The sequence below is a fragment of the Streptomyces sp. NPDC031111 genome (assembly GCF_055570675.1).
In genome coordinates this window covers 74,743-89,536 of record NZ_JBVIGS010000004.1, presented here as the reverse complement: position 1 = coordinate 89,536, position 14,794 = coordinate 74,743, and the positions used below count along the sequence as shown (strand labels likewise).

Annotated in this window: 15 protein-coding genes; 9 read left to right on the top strand and 6 right to left on the bottom strand. The window is 68.8% G+C overall.

The window, feature by feature from the left end:
* Positions 1–284: 284 nt before the first annotated feature.
* The 9 genes from rpmH to ACZ470_RS10675 all read left to right on the top strand — a co-directional run bounded on the left by rpmH (position 285) and on the right by ACZ470_RS10675 (position 7,284).
* Positions 285–422 (top strand): 50S ribosomal protein L34, encoded by a 138-nt coding sequence (rpmH, locus tag ACZ470_RS10715; protein WP_003956500.1) that lies wholly within the window; start codon positions 285–287, stop codon positions 420–422.
* A 21-nt stretch (positions 423–443) separates the two neighbouring features.
* Positions 444–815, top strand: coding sequence for a ribonuclease P protein component (rnpA, locus tag ACZ470_RS10710; protein WP_468426449.1), 372 nt, complete (start codon positions 444–446; stop codon positions 813–815).
* On the top strand, positions 812–1,186 hold the full coding sequence (gene yidD / locus ACZ470_RS10705; protein WP_468426447.1) for a membrane protein insertion efficiency factor YidD: 375 nt from the start codon (positions 812–814) through the stop codon (positions 1,184–1,186). The genes rnpA and yidD overlap by 4 nt, the downstream gene beginning before the upstream one ends.
* A 3-nt stretch (positions 1,187–1,189) precedes the next feature.
* Positions 1,190–2,458 carry a membrane protein insertase YidC gene (yidC, locus tag ACZ470_RS10700; protein ID WP_468426445.1) on the top strand — a complete coding sequence of 423 codons (1,269 nt, stop codon included), beginning with the start codon at positions 1,190–1,192 and terminating at the stop codon, positions 2,456–2,458.
* 15 nt (positions 2,459–2,473) lie between these two features.
* Positions 2,474–2,986, top strand: coding sequence for a Jag family protein (locus tag ACZ470_RS10695; RefSeq protein WP_468426443.1), 513 nt, complete (start codon positions 2,474–2,476; stop codon positions 2,984–2,986).
* A gap of 121 nt (positions 2,987–3,107) precedes the next feature.
* On the top strand, positions 3,108–3,824 hold the full coding sequence (rsmG, locus tag ACZ470_RS10690; RefSeq protein ID WP_468426441.1) for a 16S rRNA (guanine(527)-N(7))-methyltransferase RsmG: 717 nt from the start codon (positions 3,108–3,110) through the stop codon (positions 3,822–3,824).
* A 346-nt stretch (positions 3,825–4,170) separates the two neighbouring features.
* Complete coding sequence (locus tag ACZ470_RS10685; RefSeq protein WP_468426891.1) at positions 4,171–5,247, top strand: ParA family protein; 1,077 nt, start codon at positions 4,171–4,173, stop codon at positions 5,245–5,247.
* Entirely contained in the window at positions 5,244–6,344 is a 1,101-nt protein-coding gene (locus ACZ470_RS10680; RefSeq protein ID WP_468426439.1) for a ParB/RepB/Spo0J family partition protein, read from the top strand. The genes ACZ470_RS10685 and ACZ470_RS10680 overlap by 4 nt, the downstream gene beginning before the upstream one ends.
* Positions 6,345–6,666: 322 nt before the next feature.
* Positions 6,667–7,284 (top strand): GNAT family N-acetyltransferase, encoded by a 618-nt coding sequence (locus tag ACZ470_RS10675; RefSeq protein WP_468426438.1) that lies wholly within the window; start codon positions 6,667–6,669, stop codon positions 7,282–7,284.
* Between the two features lie 79 nt (positions 7,285–7,363).
* On the opposite strand, the gene trxA is transcribed toward ACZ470_RS10675, so the two are convergent.
* The 6 genes from trxA to murJ form a co-directional block, all read right to left on the bottom strand.
* Entirely contained in the window at positions 7,364–7,696 is a 333-nt protein-coding gene (gene trxA / locus ACZ470_RS10670; RefSeq protein WP_037936319.1) for a thioredoxin, read from the bottom strand.
* 41 nt (positions 7,697–7,737) lie between these two features.
* Entirely contained in the window at positions 7,738–8,706 is a 969-nt protein-coding gene (gene trxB / locus ACZ470_RS10665; RefSeq protein WP_468426436.1) for a thioredoxin-disulfide reductase, read from the bottom strand.
* Between the two features lie 235 nt (positions 8,707–8,941).
* On the bottom strand, positions 8,942–9,868 hold the full coding sequence (locus ACZ470_RS10660; protein WP_468426434.1) for an anti-sigma factor family protein: 927 nt from the start codon (positions 9,866–9,868) through the stop codon (positions 8,942–8,944).
* Positions 9,865–10,590, bottom strand: coding sequence for an RNA polymerase sigma factor SigM (gene sigM / locus ACZ470_RS10655; RefSeq protein ID WP_468426432.1), 726 nt, complete (start codon positions 10,588–10,590; stop codon positions 9,865–9,867). The genes ACZ470_RS10660 and sigM overlap by 4 nt, the downstream gene beginning before the upstream one ends.
* Before the next feature lie 28 nt (positions 10,591–10,618).
* Positions 10,619–12,313 (bottom strand): protein kinase family protein, encoded by a 1,695-nt coding sequence (locus ACZ470_RS10650; RefSeq protein ID WP_468426430.1) that lies wholly within the window; start codon positions 12,311–12,313, stop codon positions 10,619–10,621.
* 141 nt (positions 12,314–12,454) lie between these two features.
* The gene (murJ, locus tag ACZ470_RS10645; RefSeq protein WP_468426428.1) at positions 12,455–14,785 is read right to left on the bottom strand and encodes a murein biosynthesis integral membrane protein MurJ; all 2,331 of its coding nucleotides are present in this window, start codon (positions 14,783–14,785) and stop codon (positions 12,455–12,457) included.
* Positions 14,786–14,794: the final 9 nt, after the last annotated feature.

Genomic DNA, 14,794 nt, shown 5'->3' with positions numbered 1-14,794 from the left:
GGAGTCCAGTCACGGTAGTCAGCGCGGCCGGTACGGTTCAAGTTGTTGTCCCCAGGCTGTGGACAAGTGTCTCCCGGTCCCCGCTGGTTTGACCGAATGGCGCAGCCGCGCGTACCGTAACCAGGTCGAGTTGTCGATGGCTGCTGCCGCCTGCCTCCGATGGGCACAGATCACGCAAGGTGATCGGTCAGCGGTGCACTCGGGCGTAACGCGAGCTACTCGTGGGCGCACGGTGACAGCCAGGACGGCACCCCGCAAACACCGAGTCTTTCTGGAGCCCCCGAGTGAGCAAGCGCACCTTCCAGCCGAACAACCGTCGTCGCGCCAAGACCCACGGCTTCCGGCTGCGTATGCGCACCCGTGCCGGCCGCGCGATTCTCGCGTCCCGCCGTAGCAAGGGTCGCGCCCGTCTGTCCGCCTGATCCCGGTCAGGTCATGACATCGTGCTGCCCACCGAGAACCGGCTGAGGCGGCGCGAGGACTTCGCGACCGCGGTACGACGAGGGCGCCGGGCAGGAAGCCGGCATCTCGTCGTCCACCTTCGTAGCGGTGCCACGGACCCGCATGCGCCTGGGGAGAGCGCTCCCCCGTCGCGTGCGGGTTTCGTCGTGAGCAAGGCCGTGGGAGGTGCGGTGGTGCGCAACAAGGTGAAGCGCAGGCTTCGCCATCTGATGCGCGGGCGAGTCGACCAGTTGCCCCCCGGTAGCCTGGTAGTCGTACGAGCGCTGCCCGGTGCGGGTGACGCCGACCATGCACAGCTGGCCCGAGACCTGGACGCCGCCCTGCGGCGGCTACTGGGAGGGGGCGCGCGATGAAGTACCCGCTACTGGCTCTGATCAAGATCTATCAGTGGACGATCAGTCCGCTGCTGGGGCCGGTGTGCAAGTACTACCCGTCGTGTTCCCACTACGGCTACACGGCCATCGACCGGCACGGTGCCGTCAAGGGCACAGCACTCACGGCCTGGCGCATCCTGCGGTGCAATCCGTGGTCGCCGGGCGGTGTGGACCATGTTCCGCCGCGCAAGCGTCCGCGGTGGCACGAAATGCTGCGTAACGCCTGGCGTGCACGCAGGGGCGGGACCTCCGCCGCCGAACCGGCCACCGAGGGTCGGACCTCTCCCACAGGTCCGACGCAAGCCTCGAGCCCGGCCGCAGAGACCTCGTCCCATGCCCAAGGAGCATGATTAGTGGACACGATTGCCAGCCTCTTCAGCTTCATCACGACACCTGTCTCCTGGGTCATCGTCCAGTTCCACAGCGTGTACGGCGCCATCTTCGGCCCCGACACCGGCTGGGCCTGGGGCCTGTCGATCGTGTCCCTGGTGATTCTGATCCGTATCTGCCTGATCCCGCTCTTCGTGAAGCAGATCAAGGCGACGCGCGCGATGCAGACGCTCCAGCCGGAGATGAAGAAGATCCAGGAGCGCTACAAGAACGACCGGCAGCGCCAGTCCGAAGAGATGATGAAGCTGTACAAGGAGACGGGCACCAACCCGCTCTCCTCGTGCCTTCCCATCCTGGCCCAGTCGCCGTTCTTCTTCGCCCTCTACCACGTGCTCAACAGCATCGCGTCGAACGACACCGTCGGTGTGATCAACGAGCGACTGCTGGAGAGCGCCCAGAAGGCCCACATCTTCGGTGCCCCGCTCGCGGCGAAGTTCACGGACAGCTCGGACAAGGTCGAGGCGCTCAACTCCTCGCTGACCGATGTCCGCGTCGTCACGGCCATCATGATCGTTCTGATGTCGCTGTCGCAGTTCTACACGCAGCGCCAGCTGATGACGAAGAACGTCGACACCACGGTGAAGACGCCGTTCATGCAGCAGCAGAAGATGCTGATGTACGTCTTCCCCATCATCTTCGCCGTCTTCGGCATCAACTTCCCGGTCGGTGTCCTCGTCTACTGGCTGACCACCAACGTGTGGACCATGGGCCAGCAGATGTACGTCATCCACAACAACCCGACGCCGGGTTCCAAGGCTCAGGCCGCGTACCTGGAGCGCCTCTCCAAGCACGTCACGCAGCACGGCAAGGTCCGTCGCCGCAGCCAGCGCGTCATCGTCAAGGCCATCGTCGCCAAGGGCCGCGACCGCAACGAGTACGAGCGGAAGTTCATCAACGGTCTGAACAAGGCGGGCCTCGCGGCTCAGACCGACGGCACGGTCATCAAGAGCGAGAGCACGGCCGCCGCTCAGGCCGAGGACGGAACGCCGGCCACCGGGGCCGCCCCCAAGCGGCAGCAGCCCAAGCGGCAGAGCAAGTCGCAGCGCCAGTCCGGGCAGGCCAAGGCGGCCGGTGAGCCCACCTCGCTGACCAAGTCCGACGAGCCCGAGGACGCCAAGCCCGCTGCCGATGCCAAGAAGGGCGGCGCCAAGCCCGCCGGCAGCACCCGCAGCAAGGCCCAGTCCGGACAGCGCAAGGGTCCGCAGCGGCCCAAGTCCCCGTCCAAGAAGTAAGAAGGAGTCCATCCCGTGACGGAAGGCACCACCGCCGCTGCTGCCGAGGGCGCAGACACCCTGAGCCGCCTGGAGCAGGAGGGCGAGATCGCGGCGGACTATCTGGAAGGTCTGCTCGACATCGCCGACCTGGACGGCGACATCGACATGGACGTCGAGGCCGACCGCGCGTCCGTCTCGATCATCAGCGACACGGGCAGCCGTGACCTGCAGAAGCTGGTCGGTCGTGAGGGTGAGGTGCTGGAGGCGCTCCAGGAGCTCACGCGTCTGGCCGTGCACCGGGAGACCGGGGACCGCAGCCGGCTGATGCTCGACATCGCCGGCTACCGGGCCAGGAAGCGGACCGAGCTGTCCGAGCTGGGCGCCAAGGCCGCCGCCGAGGCCAAGAGCAGCGGCAAGGCCGTGAAGATGGACCCGATGACGCCGTTCGAGCGCAAGGTCGTGCATGACGCCGTCAAGGCAGCCGGCCTGCGCAGCGAGTCCGAGGGCGAGGAGCCGCAGCGCTTCGTCGTCGTGCTTCCCGCCTGATCGGCTCCACGCTCCACCGGCCCCGTCTGTTGCGCAGACGGGGCCGAACTTTGTCAGCCTGATAGTTCTGTGGTTCTGGTGCCGGCGCTCCGAGTCGGCACGTACGGAAGGACGGTCCCCCGTGACGGAGGCAGCGGAGCTTCCCCCCGCGCCCGAGCAGGCACGCGAGGTGTTCGGTGATCGCTTCGCGGACGCGGTCCGGTACGCGGAGCTGCTCGCCGAGGCGGGCGTGCAGCGCGGCTTGATCGGGCCGCGCGAGGTGCCCCGCCTGTGGGAGAGACATCTGCTGAACTGCGCGGTGCTCTCGGAGGTCGTGCCCGACGGCGTGACGGTGTGCGATGTGGGCTCGGGTGCGGGCCTTCCGGGCATCCCCCTGGCGCTGGTCCGGGAGGACCTCAAGATCACACTGCTGGAGCCGCTGCTGCGGCGCACCACGTTCCTGACGGAGGTCGTGGAGCTGCTCGGGCTGGACCATGTGACGGTGGTGCGTGGCCGGGCCGAGGAGGTCATGGGGAAGTTGCCGCCGGTGCACGTGGTGACGGCGCGTGCCGTGGCACCGCTCGATCGTCTCGCGACGTGGGGCATCCCGCTCCTGCGGCCTTACGGGGAGATGCTGGCGCTCAAGGGGGACGCCGCCGAGGCGGAGCTGAAGAGCGCGTCCACGGCGTTGAGCAAGCTCGGTGCCGTGGAGACGTCGATCGTGCATGTGGGTGAAGGCGTCGTGGATCCGATGTCCACGGTGGTGCGGGTCGAGGTCGGGGAGAGCCCGGGCGGTGTGCGGTTCGCGGCGAAGCGTGCCAAGGCCGCTCGTACGGGGCGGGCCAGGCGCCGGCGCTGACAGCCGGGCGGGCCCGGCCCGACGATGCCCCGTTCGATGGGTGTCATCGATTCTTGGGCCGGACGTACTCCACACAAGCTGCCGAACCCATGCATGCCGGAGTGTCGCGGCAGTGCCGCCTCGGCTGCTGTGCATCGTGTTTCACGTGAAACGTCGCTCACTGCTGCACGGCATCATCAGTCGGGGCCGCGCCGCGGCCGAACCCCGTGACCGAAAGCCTCTCGGTTCGCTCGGAGAGGATCCTGTTCCCGACGAGACCTCGGCCTCCTCAGGGGGCACGGAGTTGTCCACAGAGGTGGATTTCTCCACAGAACGTCAGGGCTCACTGGTTCACGAGCCCGAAGGCATGGGAGGCTCTGTTCATAGCGAGCCTGAAGTCGAGGAGAGTGAATCCTTGCGGTCCGACGCCAACATCGCGGGACCGATGACCGATCCGGTCCCCGGTCCCCGTACCGAGTCGACGGGGGCGGATGTTTCACGTGAAACACCGCCTCCGATGGACGACACTCCCATCGGTCGTGCTGCCCAACTGGCGGTGGAGGCTCTGGGCCGCGCCGGCGAGGGCCTGCCACGACCCGAGCAGACCCGCGTCATCGTGGTCGCCAACCAGAAGGGCGGCGTGGGCAAGACGACGACCACCGTCAACCTTGCCGCCTCGCTCGCTCTCCATGGGAGCCGTGTCCTGGTGATCGACCTCGACCCTCAGGGCAATGCGTCCACGGCCCTGGGCATCGACCACCATGCCGAAGTCCCCTCCATCTACGACGTTCTGGTGGAGAGCAAGCCGCTCGCGGAAGTCGTTCAGCCGGTCCCCGATGTCGAGGGGCTCTTCTGCGCACCCGCCACGATCGATCTCGCCGGTGCGGAGATCGAGCTGGTGTCGCTGGTGGCGCGGGAAAGCCGGCTACAGCGGGCGATCCAGGCCTATGAGCAGCCGCTGGACTACATCCTCATCGACTGTCCGCCCTCGCTCGGCCTGCTGACGGTCAACGCGTTGGTGGCCGGCCAGGAGGTCCTGATCCCGATTCAGTGCGAGTACTACGCGCTGGAAGGACTGGGGCAGTTGCTGCGCAATGTCGACCTGGTGCGGGGGCACCTCAACCCCGCCCTGCATGTATCGACGATCCTGCTCACCATGTACGACGGCCGGACGCGACTCGCGTCGCAGGTCGCGGACGAGGTGCGCACCCACTTCGGCGACGAGGTACTGCGGACGAGCATTCCCCGCTCCGTTCGAATCTCGGAGGCGCCGAGCTACGGGCAGACGGTGCTGACTTACGATCCTGGATCAAGCGGTGCCCTCTCCTACTTCGAGGCGGCACGAGAGATCGCGTTGAGGGGCGTCGGCGTCAGCTATGACGCATCACAGGCCCACCTCGGCGCACAGCAGCACGATCCGAGCATGGTGGAGGGCATTCAGTGAGCGAGCGACGGAGGGGGCTGGGCCGTGGTCTCGGCGCACTGATCCCTGCGGCCCCGACGGAGAAGACGGTGACGCCACCCGCGGTGGGAGGCACGGCGTCCACGTCTCCTGCGGCGGTGCCGGTACTGCCCAACGAGCGCGGGGTGGCCGCGGCGAAGGTCGCGACCCTGGCGACTGTTTCACGTGAAACCGAGGAGCCTTCGGGGACCGGTGCGGCGGCCGTGCCCGCGCCGCCCATGGGTGCCCACTTCGCCGAGATCCCTCTCGATGCCATCACGCCGAACCCCCGGCAGCCGCGTGAGGTCTTCGACGAGGACGCGCTGTCCGAGCTCATCACCTCCATCAAGGAGGTCGGTCTCCTCCAGCCGGTGGTCGTACGGCAGGTGGGTCCCGGGCGCTATGAGCTCATCATGGGTGAGCGCCGGTGGCGGGCCTGTCATGAGGCGGGACTCGAGGCGATCCCGGCGATCGTGCGGGCCACGGAGGACGAGAAGCTCCTCCTGGACGCATTGCTGGAGAACCTGCACCGTGCTCAGCTGAATCCGCTGGAAGAGGCGGCGGCCTACGACCAGTTGCTGAAGGACTTCAACTGCACGCATGACCAGCTGGCGGACCGCATCGGCCGGTCCCGGCCGCAGGTGTCCAACACGCTGCGCCTGCTGAAGCTGTCGCCGACCGTCCAGCGCCGGGTCGCCGCCGGTGTGCTGTCCGCGGGGCACGCACGCGCGCTGCTGTCGGTCGAGGACTCCGAGGAGCAGGACCGGCTGGCCCACCGCATCGTGGCCGAGGGGCTGTCGGTGCGGGCGGTCGAGGAGATCGTGACCCTGATGGGTTCTCGGCCCCAGAAGGCTCAGCGCTCCAAGGGGCCGCGCGCCGGGGCTCTTGTCTCCCCGGCCCTGACGGATCTGGCGACGCGTCTCTCGGATCGCTTCGAGACGCGGGTGAAGGTCGACCTGGGACAGAAGAAGGGCAAGATCACCGTGGAGTTCGCCTCCATGGAGGACCTCGAGCGCATCCTGGGCACCCTCGCTCCGGGTGAGGGCCCCGTACTGCAGACGAGCCTGGTGGACGACGACTCCGCGGAGGCCGAGTCCTGAGCTTCGGCCGTTCGGCCGACGGGTGTCCGGCAATCAGGGCGGATCGTGTCCGGTGTGTACCGGAAAACGGTCCGCCCTTTGCTTTTTGGCGGTATCGATGGAATCGCTTCATGGATACGATGCGTTCGGATATGGCGCATCCACCCGGCAGTACCTCGGAGAGCAAGGCAGGGGCCATGCGAATGACGAGCCGCACCGGACTGGTGAGCGCGGGGCTGGGGGTGGGCGCCGTCAGCGGCTTCATCGGCAGCCTGCTCAGGGAACGGAGCGCTCTGACAGCCGCCCGCGAGGCAGCGGGCGAAGGAAGCGAGGAACAGCCTTCATGGGCCGTCGGCTCGTACCGCTCACGCTGGACAACCTTCCGGACCTCCCCCAGCGCTGTCGCTCGTGCGTCTTCTGGGAACTCGATCCCGTCAGCGGCGAGGCAGCGGTAAAGGCGGGCACGTCCGCGGTCGAGAAGGAGTCGTGGATCTCGGCCGTTCTCCTGGACTGGGGATCCTGCGGAAGAGTCGTCTACGTCGATGACGTCCCCGTGGGCTTCGTTCTCTATGCTCCGCCCGCCTATGTGCCGCGCTCCGCGGCGTTTCCCACCAGCCCCGTGTCGCCCGACGCGGTGCAACTGATGACCGCGTTCATCCTGCCGGGGTACCAGGGGCAAGGGCTGGGCCGGGTGATGGTGCAGACGGTCGCGAAGGATCTGCTGCGCCGGGGCTTCAAGGCGATCGAAGCCTTCGGCGACGCGCGCTGGAAGGAACCTGTGTGTGTTCTGCCCGCCGACCATCTGCTGGCGGTCGGCTTCAAGACGGTCCGCCAGCACCCCACCTATCCCCGGCTGAGGCTTGAGCTGCGGACGACGCTCTCGTGGAAGGAAGACGTGGAGATGGCGCTGGACCGGCTCCTCGGGGCCGTGCAGAAGGAACCGGCGCTGAGGCCGCTGTGAGTGAGCCGGCCGAAGCCGACGCCGTCATGCGAATGGGCCGACCCTTCCGGGTCGGCCCATTCGTGTTTCACGTGAAACGTCAGTCGGCGATGAAGTCCTCGAGGTCGCGGACGATTGCGGCCTTCGGCTTGGCGCCGACGATGGTCTTGGCGACCTCGCCACCCTGGTAGACGTTCAGGGTCGGGATCGACATGACACCGTACTTGGCGGCCGTACCCGGGTTCTCGTCGATGTTCAGCTTGACGACCTCGATCTTGTCCCCGTACTCGGAGGCGATCGCCTCGAGGGACGGAGCGATCTGACGGCACGGACCGCACCAGGCGGCCCAGAAGTCCACCAGGACGGGCTTGTCGCTCTTCAGGACGTCCTGCTCGAAGGAGTCGTCGGTCACGTTCTTCAGGGTGCCGGCCACTGCGGGCTCCTTAACTGGTTGGTGCGTGGGGCGGGTGGGTGTCAGACAGCGGTCTTCTCGGGCTCGGCCTTCTCCTCGTCCGCGAGAGCGGCGAGGAAGCGCTCGGCGTCGAGGGCGGCGGCACAGCCCGTACCGGCGGCGGTGATCGCCTGCCGGTAGGTGTGGTCGACCACGTCGCCGGCGCCGAAGACACCGGTGAGGTTCGTGCGCGTCGAGGGCGCGTCGACCTTGAGGTAGCCCTCTTCGTCCAGCTCCAGCTGGCCCTTGAAGAGCTCGGTGCGCGGGTCGTGGCCGATCGCGATGAACAGGCCGGTCGCCCCCAGGTCCGAGAGCTCGCCGGTCTTGACGTTGCGCAGCTTCAGGCCCGAGAGCTTCTGGTCGCCCTGGATCTCGGCGACCTCGCTGTCCCAGACGAAGGAGATCTTCGGGTCGGCGAAGGCGCGCTCCTGCATCGCCTTGGAGGCACGCAGGGTGTCACGGCGGTGGACGATCGTCACGGACTTGGCGAAGCGGGAGAGGAAGGTGGCCTCCTCCATCGCGGTGTCGCCACCACCGATCACGGCGATGTCCTGGTCCTTGAAGAAGAAGCCGTCACAGGTGGCACACCACGAGACACCGCGACCGGAGAGGGCGTCCTCGTTCGGCAGGCCGAGCTTGCGGTGCTGAGAGCCGGTGGTGACGATGACGGCCTTGGCCCTGTGGACCGTGCCGGCGGTGTCCGTGACGGTCTTGATCTCACCGGCCAGATCGACGGCGACCACGTCGTCCGGGACGAGCTCGGCACCGAAGCGCTCCGCCTGGGCCCGCATGTTGTCCATGAGCTCGGGGCCCATGATGCCGTCCTGGAAGCCGGGGAAGTTCTCGACCTCGGTGGTGTTCATCAGCGCGCCGCCGGCGGTGACAGCGCCCTCGAACACCAGGGGCTTCAGCGACGCACGGGCGGTGTAGAGCGCCGCCGTGTAGCCGGCGGGCCCCGAGCCGATGATGATCACGTTACGGACGTCGCTCACGGCTTGTTTCCTCGTCTCTGGTCTGCGTCGGTCGACCGGTGGGAGCTTCTTTCGGAACTCTCACCCCACCCAACGGATCCTAAGGGGCGGGCATTCCCGCTGTGTCCGGGCACACGGGCTCAGAGCCCGTTGTCGCCACGGAGAAGCACACACCGTACGGGATACCACGCGGGCCGGAGACGAAGCGTCGGGCGTCAGCGCCGTGCGGGCCGGGCGTCGGGGCGCACGGCGATCGTCAGGAGCGCGTGTACGAGTGCTTCAGCAGAACCTTCGCCGTGGCGGCCGTGGACGGGTTGTCCACACAGGTCGCCTCGACGATGTACGCGGTCACCCGGGTGGCGTCCGAGGCGTCGGGAAGCACGACGAGCATCGCTTCCTTCCCCTTGTACACCCCCGTCTCGGTGGCGAGCGCGGCGTCATTGCTGCCGATGCCGTTCCGGACGCACTCGGGGACGGTGGGCTCCTTGAGGACCTTGGGGTTGACGGCGCCGGACTCCGACTGCGTCCCGAAGGTGTGTGCGGTGCTGGAGCCCTTCATCTCGCCCTGGCTCTGCGCGAGGAGATCGGTGACCTGCTTTTCCAGCCTGCCCTCGGAGAAGGTGTCCGAGGCAGTCGTCCGGCCCTCATCCGGCCCGGTGTCGTTGTCCAGGGACGACAGCACCACCGATCCGAGCCCCAGAGCGGCGACCGTGAACACCGCGCCCAGAACGGCGCCCCGTCGGCGCCCGCCGCGCAGGCGTCCCTTGCGGCCCGGACCGGTCGTGGAGGAGCGGGGGCGCCCGGTCGGCCGGTCCTGGGGCGTCGATGTTTCACGTGAAACATGCGCGTGCTCGTCCGCGTGCTCGTCGTCGGAGGATGCCGGAGGAGGAGCGATGGATCCGTCGGAGGCCCCGGGGCCCGGTGCCGTGGCATGCAGCAGCGCCTCCGCTGCCAGTGCCGCGTCGATACGTCCCGCAACCTCGGCAGGCATACGTGGCGGGCCCGGCACCGTGCCGAGCAGGTCCCGGATCTCCTGGAGCGAGGCATGGACGTCCGCGCAGAGCGGGCACTCGTCCAGATGCCGACGCACGTCGGCGCCCCGGGCGGACGGGAGGAGTCCCTCGGTGAGGTCGGAGATCTCCGCGACGTCCGGGTGCTCCGCCCTGTCTGTCGTCGATGTCACGCTCGCCCACCTCCGCCCTTCACTGCAGCCGGGTCATTCGATCCTGAGTCCGTCGGATCCGCTTGCCTCGGACCCGCTGCGGGTGGGACGGAACTCCCCTGCGTCCGGTTCCGTCCCTCACCCCGTTTCCCACTCTCACCAGTGCCGTCCGGCCGTAGATGGGTGAGCAGGGGGAGGAGTCTGGCTCTGCCCCGCGCGCAGCGGCTCTTCACCGTGCCGGTGGGCACATCGAGGATGCGGGCGGCTTCGGCGACCGGATAACCCTGCATGTCCACGAGGACGAGCGCGGCCCGCTGATCGGGCGGGAGGGTGCCCATGGCCTCGATGAGCTGGCGGTGCAGATCATTGCGCTCCGCGGGCGCCGAGGCCGACTCGTGGGGCTCCAGCAGCTGCTCCAGACGCTCCGTGTCGTCGACCGGAGCTGTCTTCCGGGAGGCCGCCTTGCGGGCGCGGTCGAGGCAGGCGTTCACCGTGATCCGGTGCAGCCATGTGGTGACGGCCGACTGGCCGCGGAAGGTGTGGGCGGCCCGGTAGGCGGAGACGAGGGCGTCCTGGACGGCGTCAGCGGCTTCCTCGCGGTCGCCGAGCGTCCGCAGGGCGACGGCCCAGAGCCGGTCCCGATGCCGACGCACCAGCTCACCGAAGGCCTCGTGATCGCCCTCGACATGGCGAGAGAGCAGCTCCTGGTCACTCACCGCGTCGTACGCGGCTCCGTCCGCCATCGGCCCTCCTCCCCTTGTCGCAGAAGGCCTAGCTGCTCACCTTGACGTCCACGACCCGGCCACGGAAATTGCCGTCACTCGTCTGCGGCAGTTCCGTCAGCCACACCAGAAGGTACCGGGACTTGACCGATTCCTTGGGCGTGAGGGTCACACTGGAGCCGGACCCCTCGGCGACCTTGGTGTAGCCGTCGAAGGACGTGGGCTGCACCCCTCCGTCACCGGGGGCGGCCCGGAGCTCGACCGCCGTGTCCCCCACGAAGGAGACCGTGACCTTCCCGACCTGCTGGACCTTGCCGAGGTCGAGGATCACCCCGACGCCGGACTTGAGCCGGCCGAAGTCCGTGCTCAGGTAGTAGTCCGTCTGCCAGTACGTGCCGGGTGTGCTGTCGTACACCTTGCCGACGTCGGCCGGCTTCTCGGAGCCGTCGCTGCCGAACGGGTCGAAGTCCTGGGCGCCCTGAATCGCTATCGGCCTGCTGACCGGCTTCTTGGGGCTCTTGTCGTCGCCGTCCGTCGTCTGGGTCTTGTTGGTGTCGTCCGCCTTGCCGCCCTGTTCCATGAGAGCGTCGGCGAGCTGCCAACTGCCCAGGCCCAGTGCGGCGATCAGCAGGGCCGAGACGGCCCACTTCAGCGCCTTGCCCGTGCGGCTCTGCAGCGGCGGAGGCGGGACCGGCGTCGGCTGCGTGATGCCGGGATGCGGCGCGGGCCGGCCGTAGGTGCCCTGCTGGTACGTGGTGCGCTGGTAGTCGGGCGGAGTGGTGAAGGCGGGCTCCGGCGGACGGATGCGGGGCATCTCGCCGATCGCCTTCACGAGTTCCTCGGGCGTGGTGCACGCCGACTCGTGGCGCGAGGCGGTGGCGCCGTCGTTGGCGAGCGCGCGCATGGCCAGCTCGGACAGCCCACGGTGGACACCGGCGCGCACCTGGTCGGGCGGAATCAGCCCGATGTCCTTCGGCAGGCCGGACAGGCCGTAGGCGTCGCTCTCGTACGGCCAGCGCTGGGTGAGCGCCGCGTAGAGAAGGGCGCCGATGGACTCGGTGTCGGTGCGCTGGGGGGTGTCGGAGCTGATGCCGCGCAGCGCCGCGTTCACCGCGAGACCGCGGATGCGCCACTGGCCGGTCGAGGTACGGAGGACGGCGTTGGGGCTCAGACGCAGATGGGCGAGGCCCTCACGGTGAGCCGCGGCCATGGCGGCGGAGACCTGACTGACCATCTGGTAGGCGTCGTACACCTCCAGCGGGCCTGCCGCCAGGAGAGTGGTCAGTTCGGTGGCGTCGGGGAGCCATTCGTGGACGACGTAGACGACGTCGTTCTCCTCGACGGCGTCCAGGACCTGGACGAAGCGCGGATCGCCCAGCAGGGCGGAGGACCGTGCCGCGGCCAGGACGGACCGGGCGCGCGAGTGGTCCGCGGGCAGGATGTGCACGCCGACGGCGCGGCGGAGCTTCTCGTCCACGGCACGCCAACTGCTGAATCCGTCCAGACGGGTGACGCACTCCTCGAGGCGGTAGCGTCTGGCGAGCTTGTGACCGCTGTGCAGTTCGGGTGGCGAGGTCTTCCCGGGACCGTCGGTCCCGGTGCTCTCCTGTGCCTCGTCGTTGTCCGTGTCCCGCTCCCGGTTCTTGGCCACCCCGTCGGCCGTGGACTGGTCCGCCTGTGCGGTCAGCGGCTGCTCGCCGCTGTTGTCTGCCACGTCGACGGCAGCTGTGCTCCGTTCCGCCACCGTCGTTCCCTGCCTCCCCATCCCATGCGCGTCGGCCGGCGTCCGTCGCGCGCCGTTCGACGCCGAGACCAATTGTGCCCACAGTCCGCCGCTATGCACGACACACAGTGGCTGTCGATGGTTGTGCGCCTACCCCCTGGCTCAGCGTCCAAGGCGTCCGCGCACCATACCGACCAGCGAGTTGACTTCGGCGATCCGCATCCGCCGGGCGGCGACGAAGAAGACTCCGAACAGGACGGCCCCACCGGCCAGCAGTGCCGCGAACGAGCCCACGACGCCCTGGCCGAGCGTGTGCGCGATCCCGTAGCAGGCCGCGCCGCTGAGCAGGGCGGCGGGAACGGAGGCGATGCACAGCCGCGCGTAGGTGCGCAGCACCCGGGCGCCGTCCAGGTCCCCGCCGAGCCGCTTGCGCAGCCGCCGCCAGGCGACGCCGACGCCGATCACATAGGCCACGCCGTACGAGGCGGCCATGCCGACGACGGCCCAGCGGGCGGGGAGCACGAAGAAGCAGAGCGCCGAGGCGATCCCGTTGACCGCGGCCACGATGACCGTGTTGTAGAAGGGGGTGCGGGTGTCCTCGTACGCGTAGAAGGCGCGCAGGACGACGTACTGCACGGAGTAGGGGATCAGACCGAGGCCGAAGGCCATCAGCATGTAGCCCATGTTGGTGGCCGCTCCGGTCCCCGAGGAGCCGAAGATCAGCGTGCACATCGGGATGCCGAGAGAGATGAAGCCGAAGGCGATGGGCACGATCGCGACGGCCGTGGTGCGCAGTCCCTGCGAGATGTCGTCGCGGACGGCACCACCGTCGTCCTCTGCCGCGGAGCGCGAGATGCGGGGCAGCAGGGCGGCCATCAGGGAGACGGTGATGATGGCCTGGGGCAGGCCCCAGATCAGTTGGGCGTTGGCGTACGCCGCGAAGCCGGTGCCCTCGACGCCGGAGTCCAGGCCCGCGGCCGTCGACAACTGGGTGACGACCAGGGCGCCCGCCTGGTTGGCGAGCACGAACAGGACGGTCCACTTGGCGAGCACTGCCGCCTTGCCCAGTCCATGGCCCTTCCAGTCGAAGCGGAGGCGGATACGGAAGCCGGTCTCACGCAGGTACGGAATCATCGCCAGGGCCTGGACGACGAGGCCGAGCAGGACGCCGACGCCGAGGAGCCGCTGGCCCTCCGGCGGAATGTTCGTGACCTGCATCTGAGAGTCCGCGGCGGTGCCGTAGACCCAGATGAACGTGCCGAGGGTGACGATGATGACGATGTTGTTCAGGACCGGGGTCCACATCATCGCGCCGAACCGGCCGCGCGCGTTGAGGATCTGACCCATCACCACATGCACGCCCATGAAGAAGATCGAGGGCAGGAAGAAGCGGGTGAAGGTGACCGCGACGTCGTTGGCCGCGGGGTCGTCGGCGACGGGGGCAGACAGCGCGCGCACCAGGAGTGGGGCGGCCAGCCAGGCGAGAGCGGTGAGCGCGGCCAGGGCCACCATCACCAATGTCAGGAGACGGTTGGCGTAGGCCTCGCCGCCGTCGTCGTCGTCCTTCATCGCCCGTACGAGCTGCGGTACGAAGACGGAGTTGAGACCGCCGCCGATGGTCAGGATGTAGATCATGGTCGGCAGCTGGTAGGCGACCTGGAACGAGTCGCCGAGGAGGCCGAGGCCCAGCGCCGAGACGATCAGCGCGGAGCGGATGAACCCCGTGAGACGGGACACCATCGTGCCCGCGGCCATCACGGCGCTCGACTTCAGCAGTCCCCCGGCCCGGCCGCCCTTCTTCGGGGCGGGGGCGGGTGCCGGCTCGGGTGCCGGAGCCTCAGCGACGGGGGGAGGTGTGGATCCCGCGTAGTGCCCGGGCGTCGGGGACGCCGGGCCCGGCACCGGTGCGGGCGCGTAGGGCTGTTGGCCGCTCGCCGACGGGTGGCCCTGGTGTCCGCCGCCGTGCTGCTGGGGGTACGGGTACCCGCTGCCCTGCTGCTGGTCGGGGAATGCACCGCTCTGCTGCTGATCGCGGAAGAGATGGGCGAAGGCGTCCGGTTCGTGGCGCTGCTCCCCGGCCTGGCCGACCAGGTCGTCCACGCCCACGTACTGCGTGGTGCGCGGATCGTCGCCGTACGGCAGGTGCTGCGTGGGACCGTCCGGTTCCGGGGCGGGGGTCCGGGCCCACACCCGCGGGTCGGGAGCGTACGGCGACTGGGGCGGCTGCCCGTACAGCGGCTGCTGCGGGGCGTACGTGCCCGGAGGGGGCGGCGGGTGCGCGGCGCGGTCGTAGAGCGCCTCGGCGACCGGATCCTGGGCGGCGATGTCCTGCGCCCGGTAGGGATCCTGGTCGTAGGCGTCCTGGACGTACATGTCGGCGGGTGGTTGAGGCACCTGGTCGTGCCCGGGCGGCGGACCCACGGAGGGGTCCGACTCGGGGTAGCCCGAGTTGCCCGCGGCATGGCCGCGGTCACCGTCGTACGGCGCGTTCATGGTTACCCC

What these genes read in the sequence shown, in the direction of transcription:
- yidD (WP_468426447.1), top strand. Translation starts at nt 812, where the DNA reads ATGAAGTACCCGCTACTGGCTCTGATCAAGATCTATCAGTGGACGATC.
- ACZ470_RS10685 (WP_468426891.1), top strand. Translation starts at nt 4,171, where the DNA reads ATGGGAGGCTCTGTTCATAGCGAGCCTGAAGTCGAGGAGAGTGAATCC.
- ACZ470_RS10675 (WP_468426438.1), top strand. Translation starts at nt 6,667, where the DNA reads ATGGGCCGTCGGCTCGTACCGCTCACGCTGGACAACCTTCCGGACCTC.
- sigM (WP_468426432.1), bottom strand. Translation starts at nt 10,590, where the DNA reads ATGGCGGACGGAGCCGCGTACGACGCGGTGAGTGACCAGGAGCTGCTC.
- murJ (WP_468426428.1), bottom strand. Translation starts at nt 14,785, where the DNA reads ATGAACGCGCCGTACGACGGTGACCGCGGCCATGCCGCGGGCAACTCG.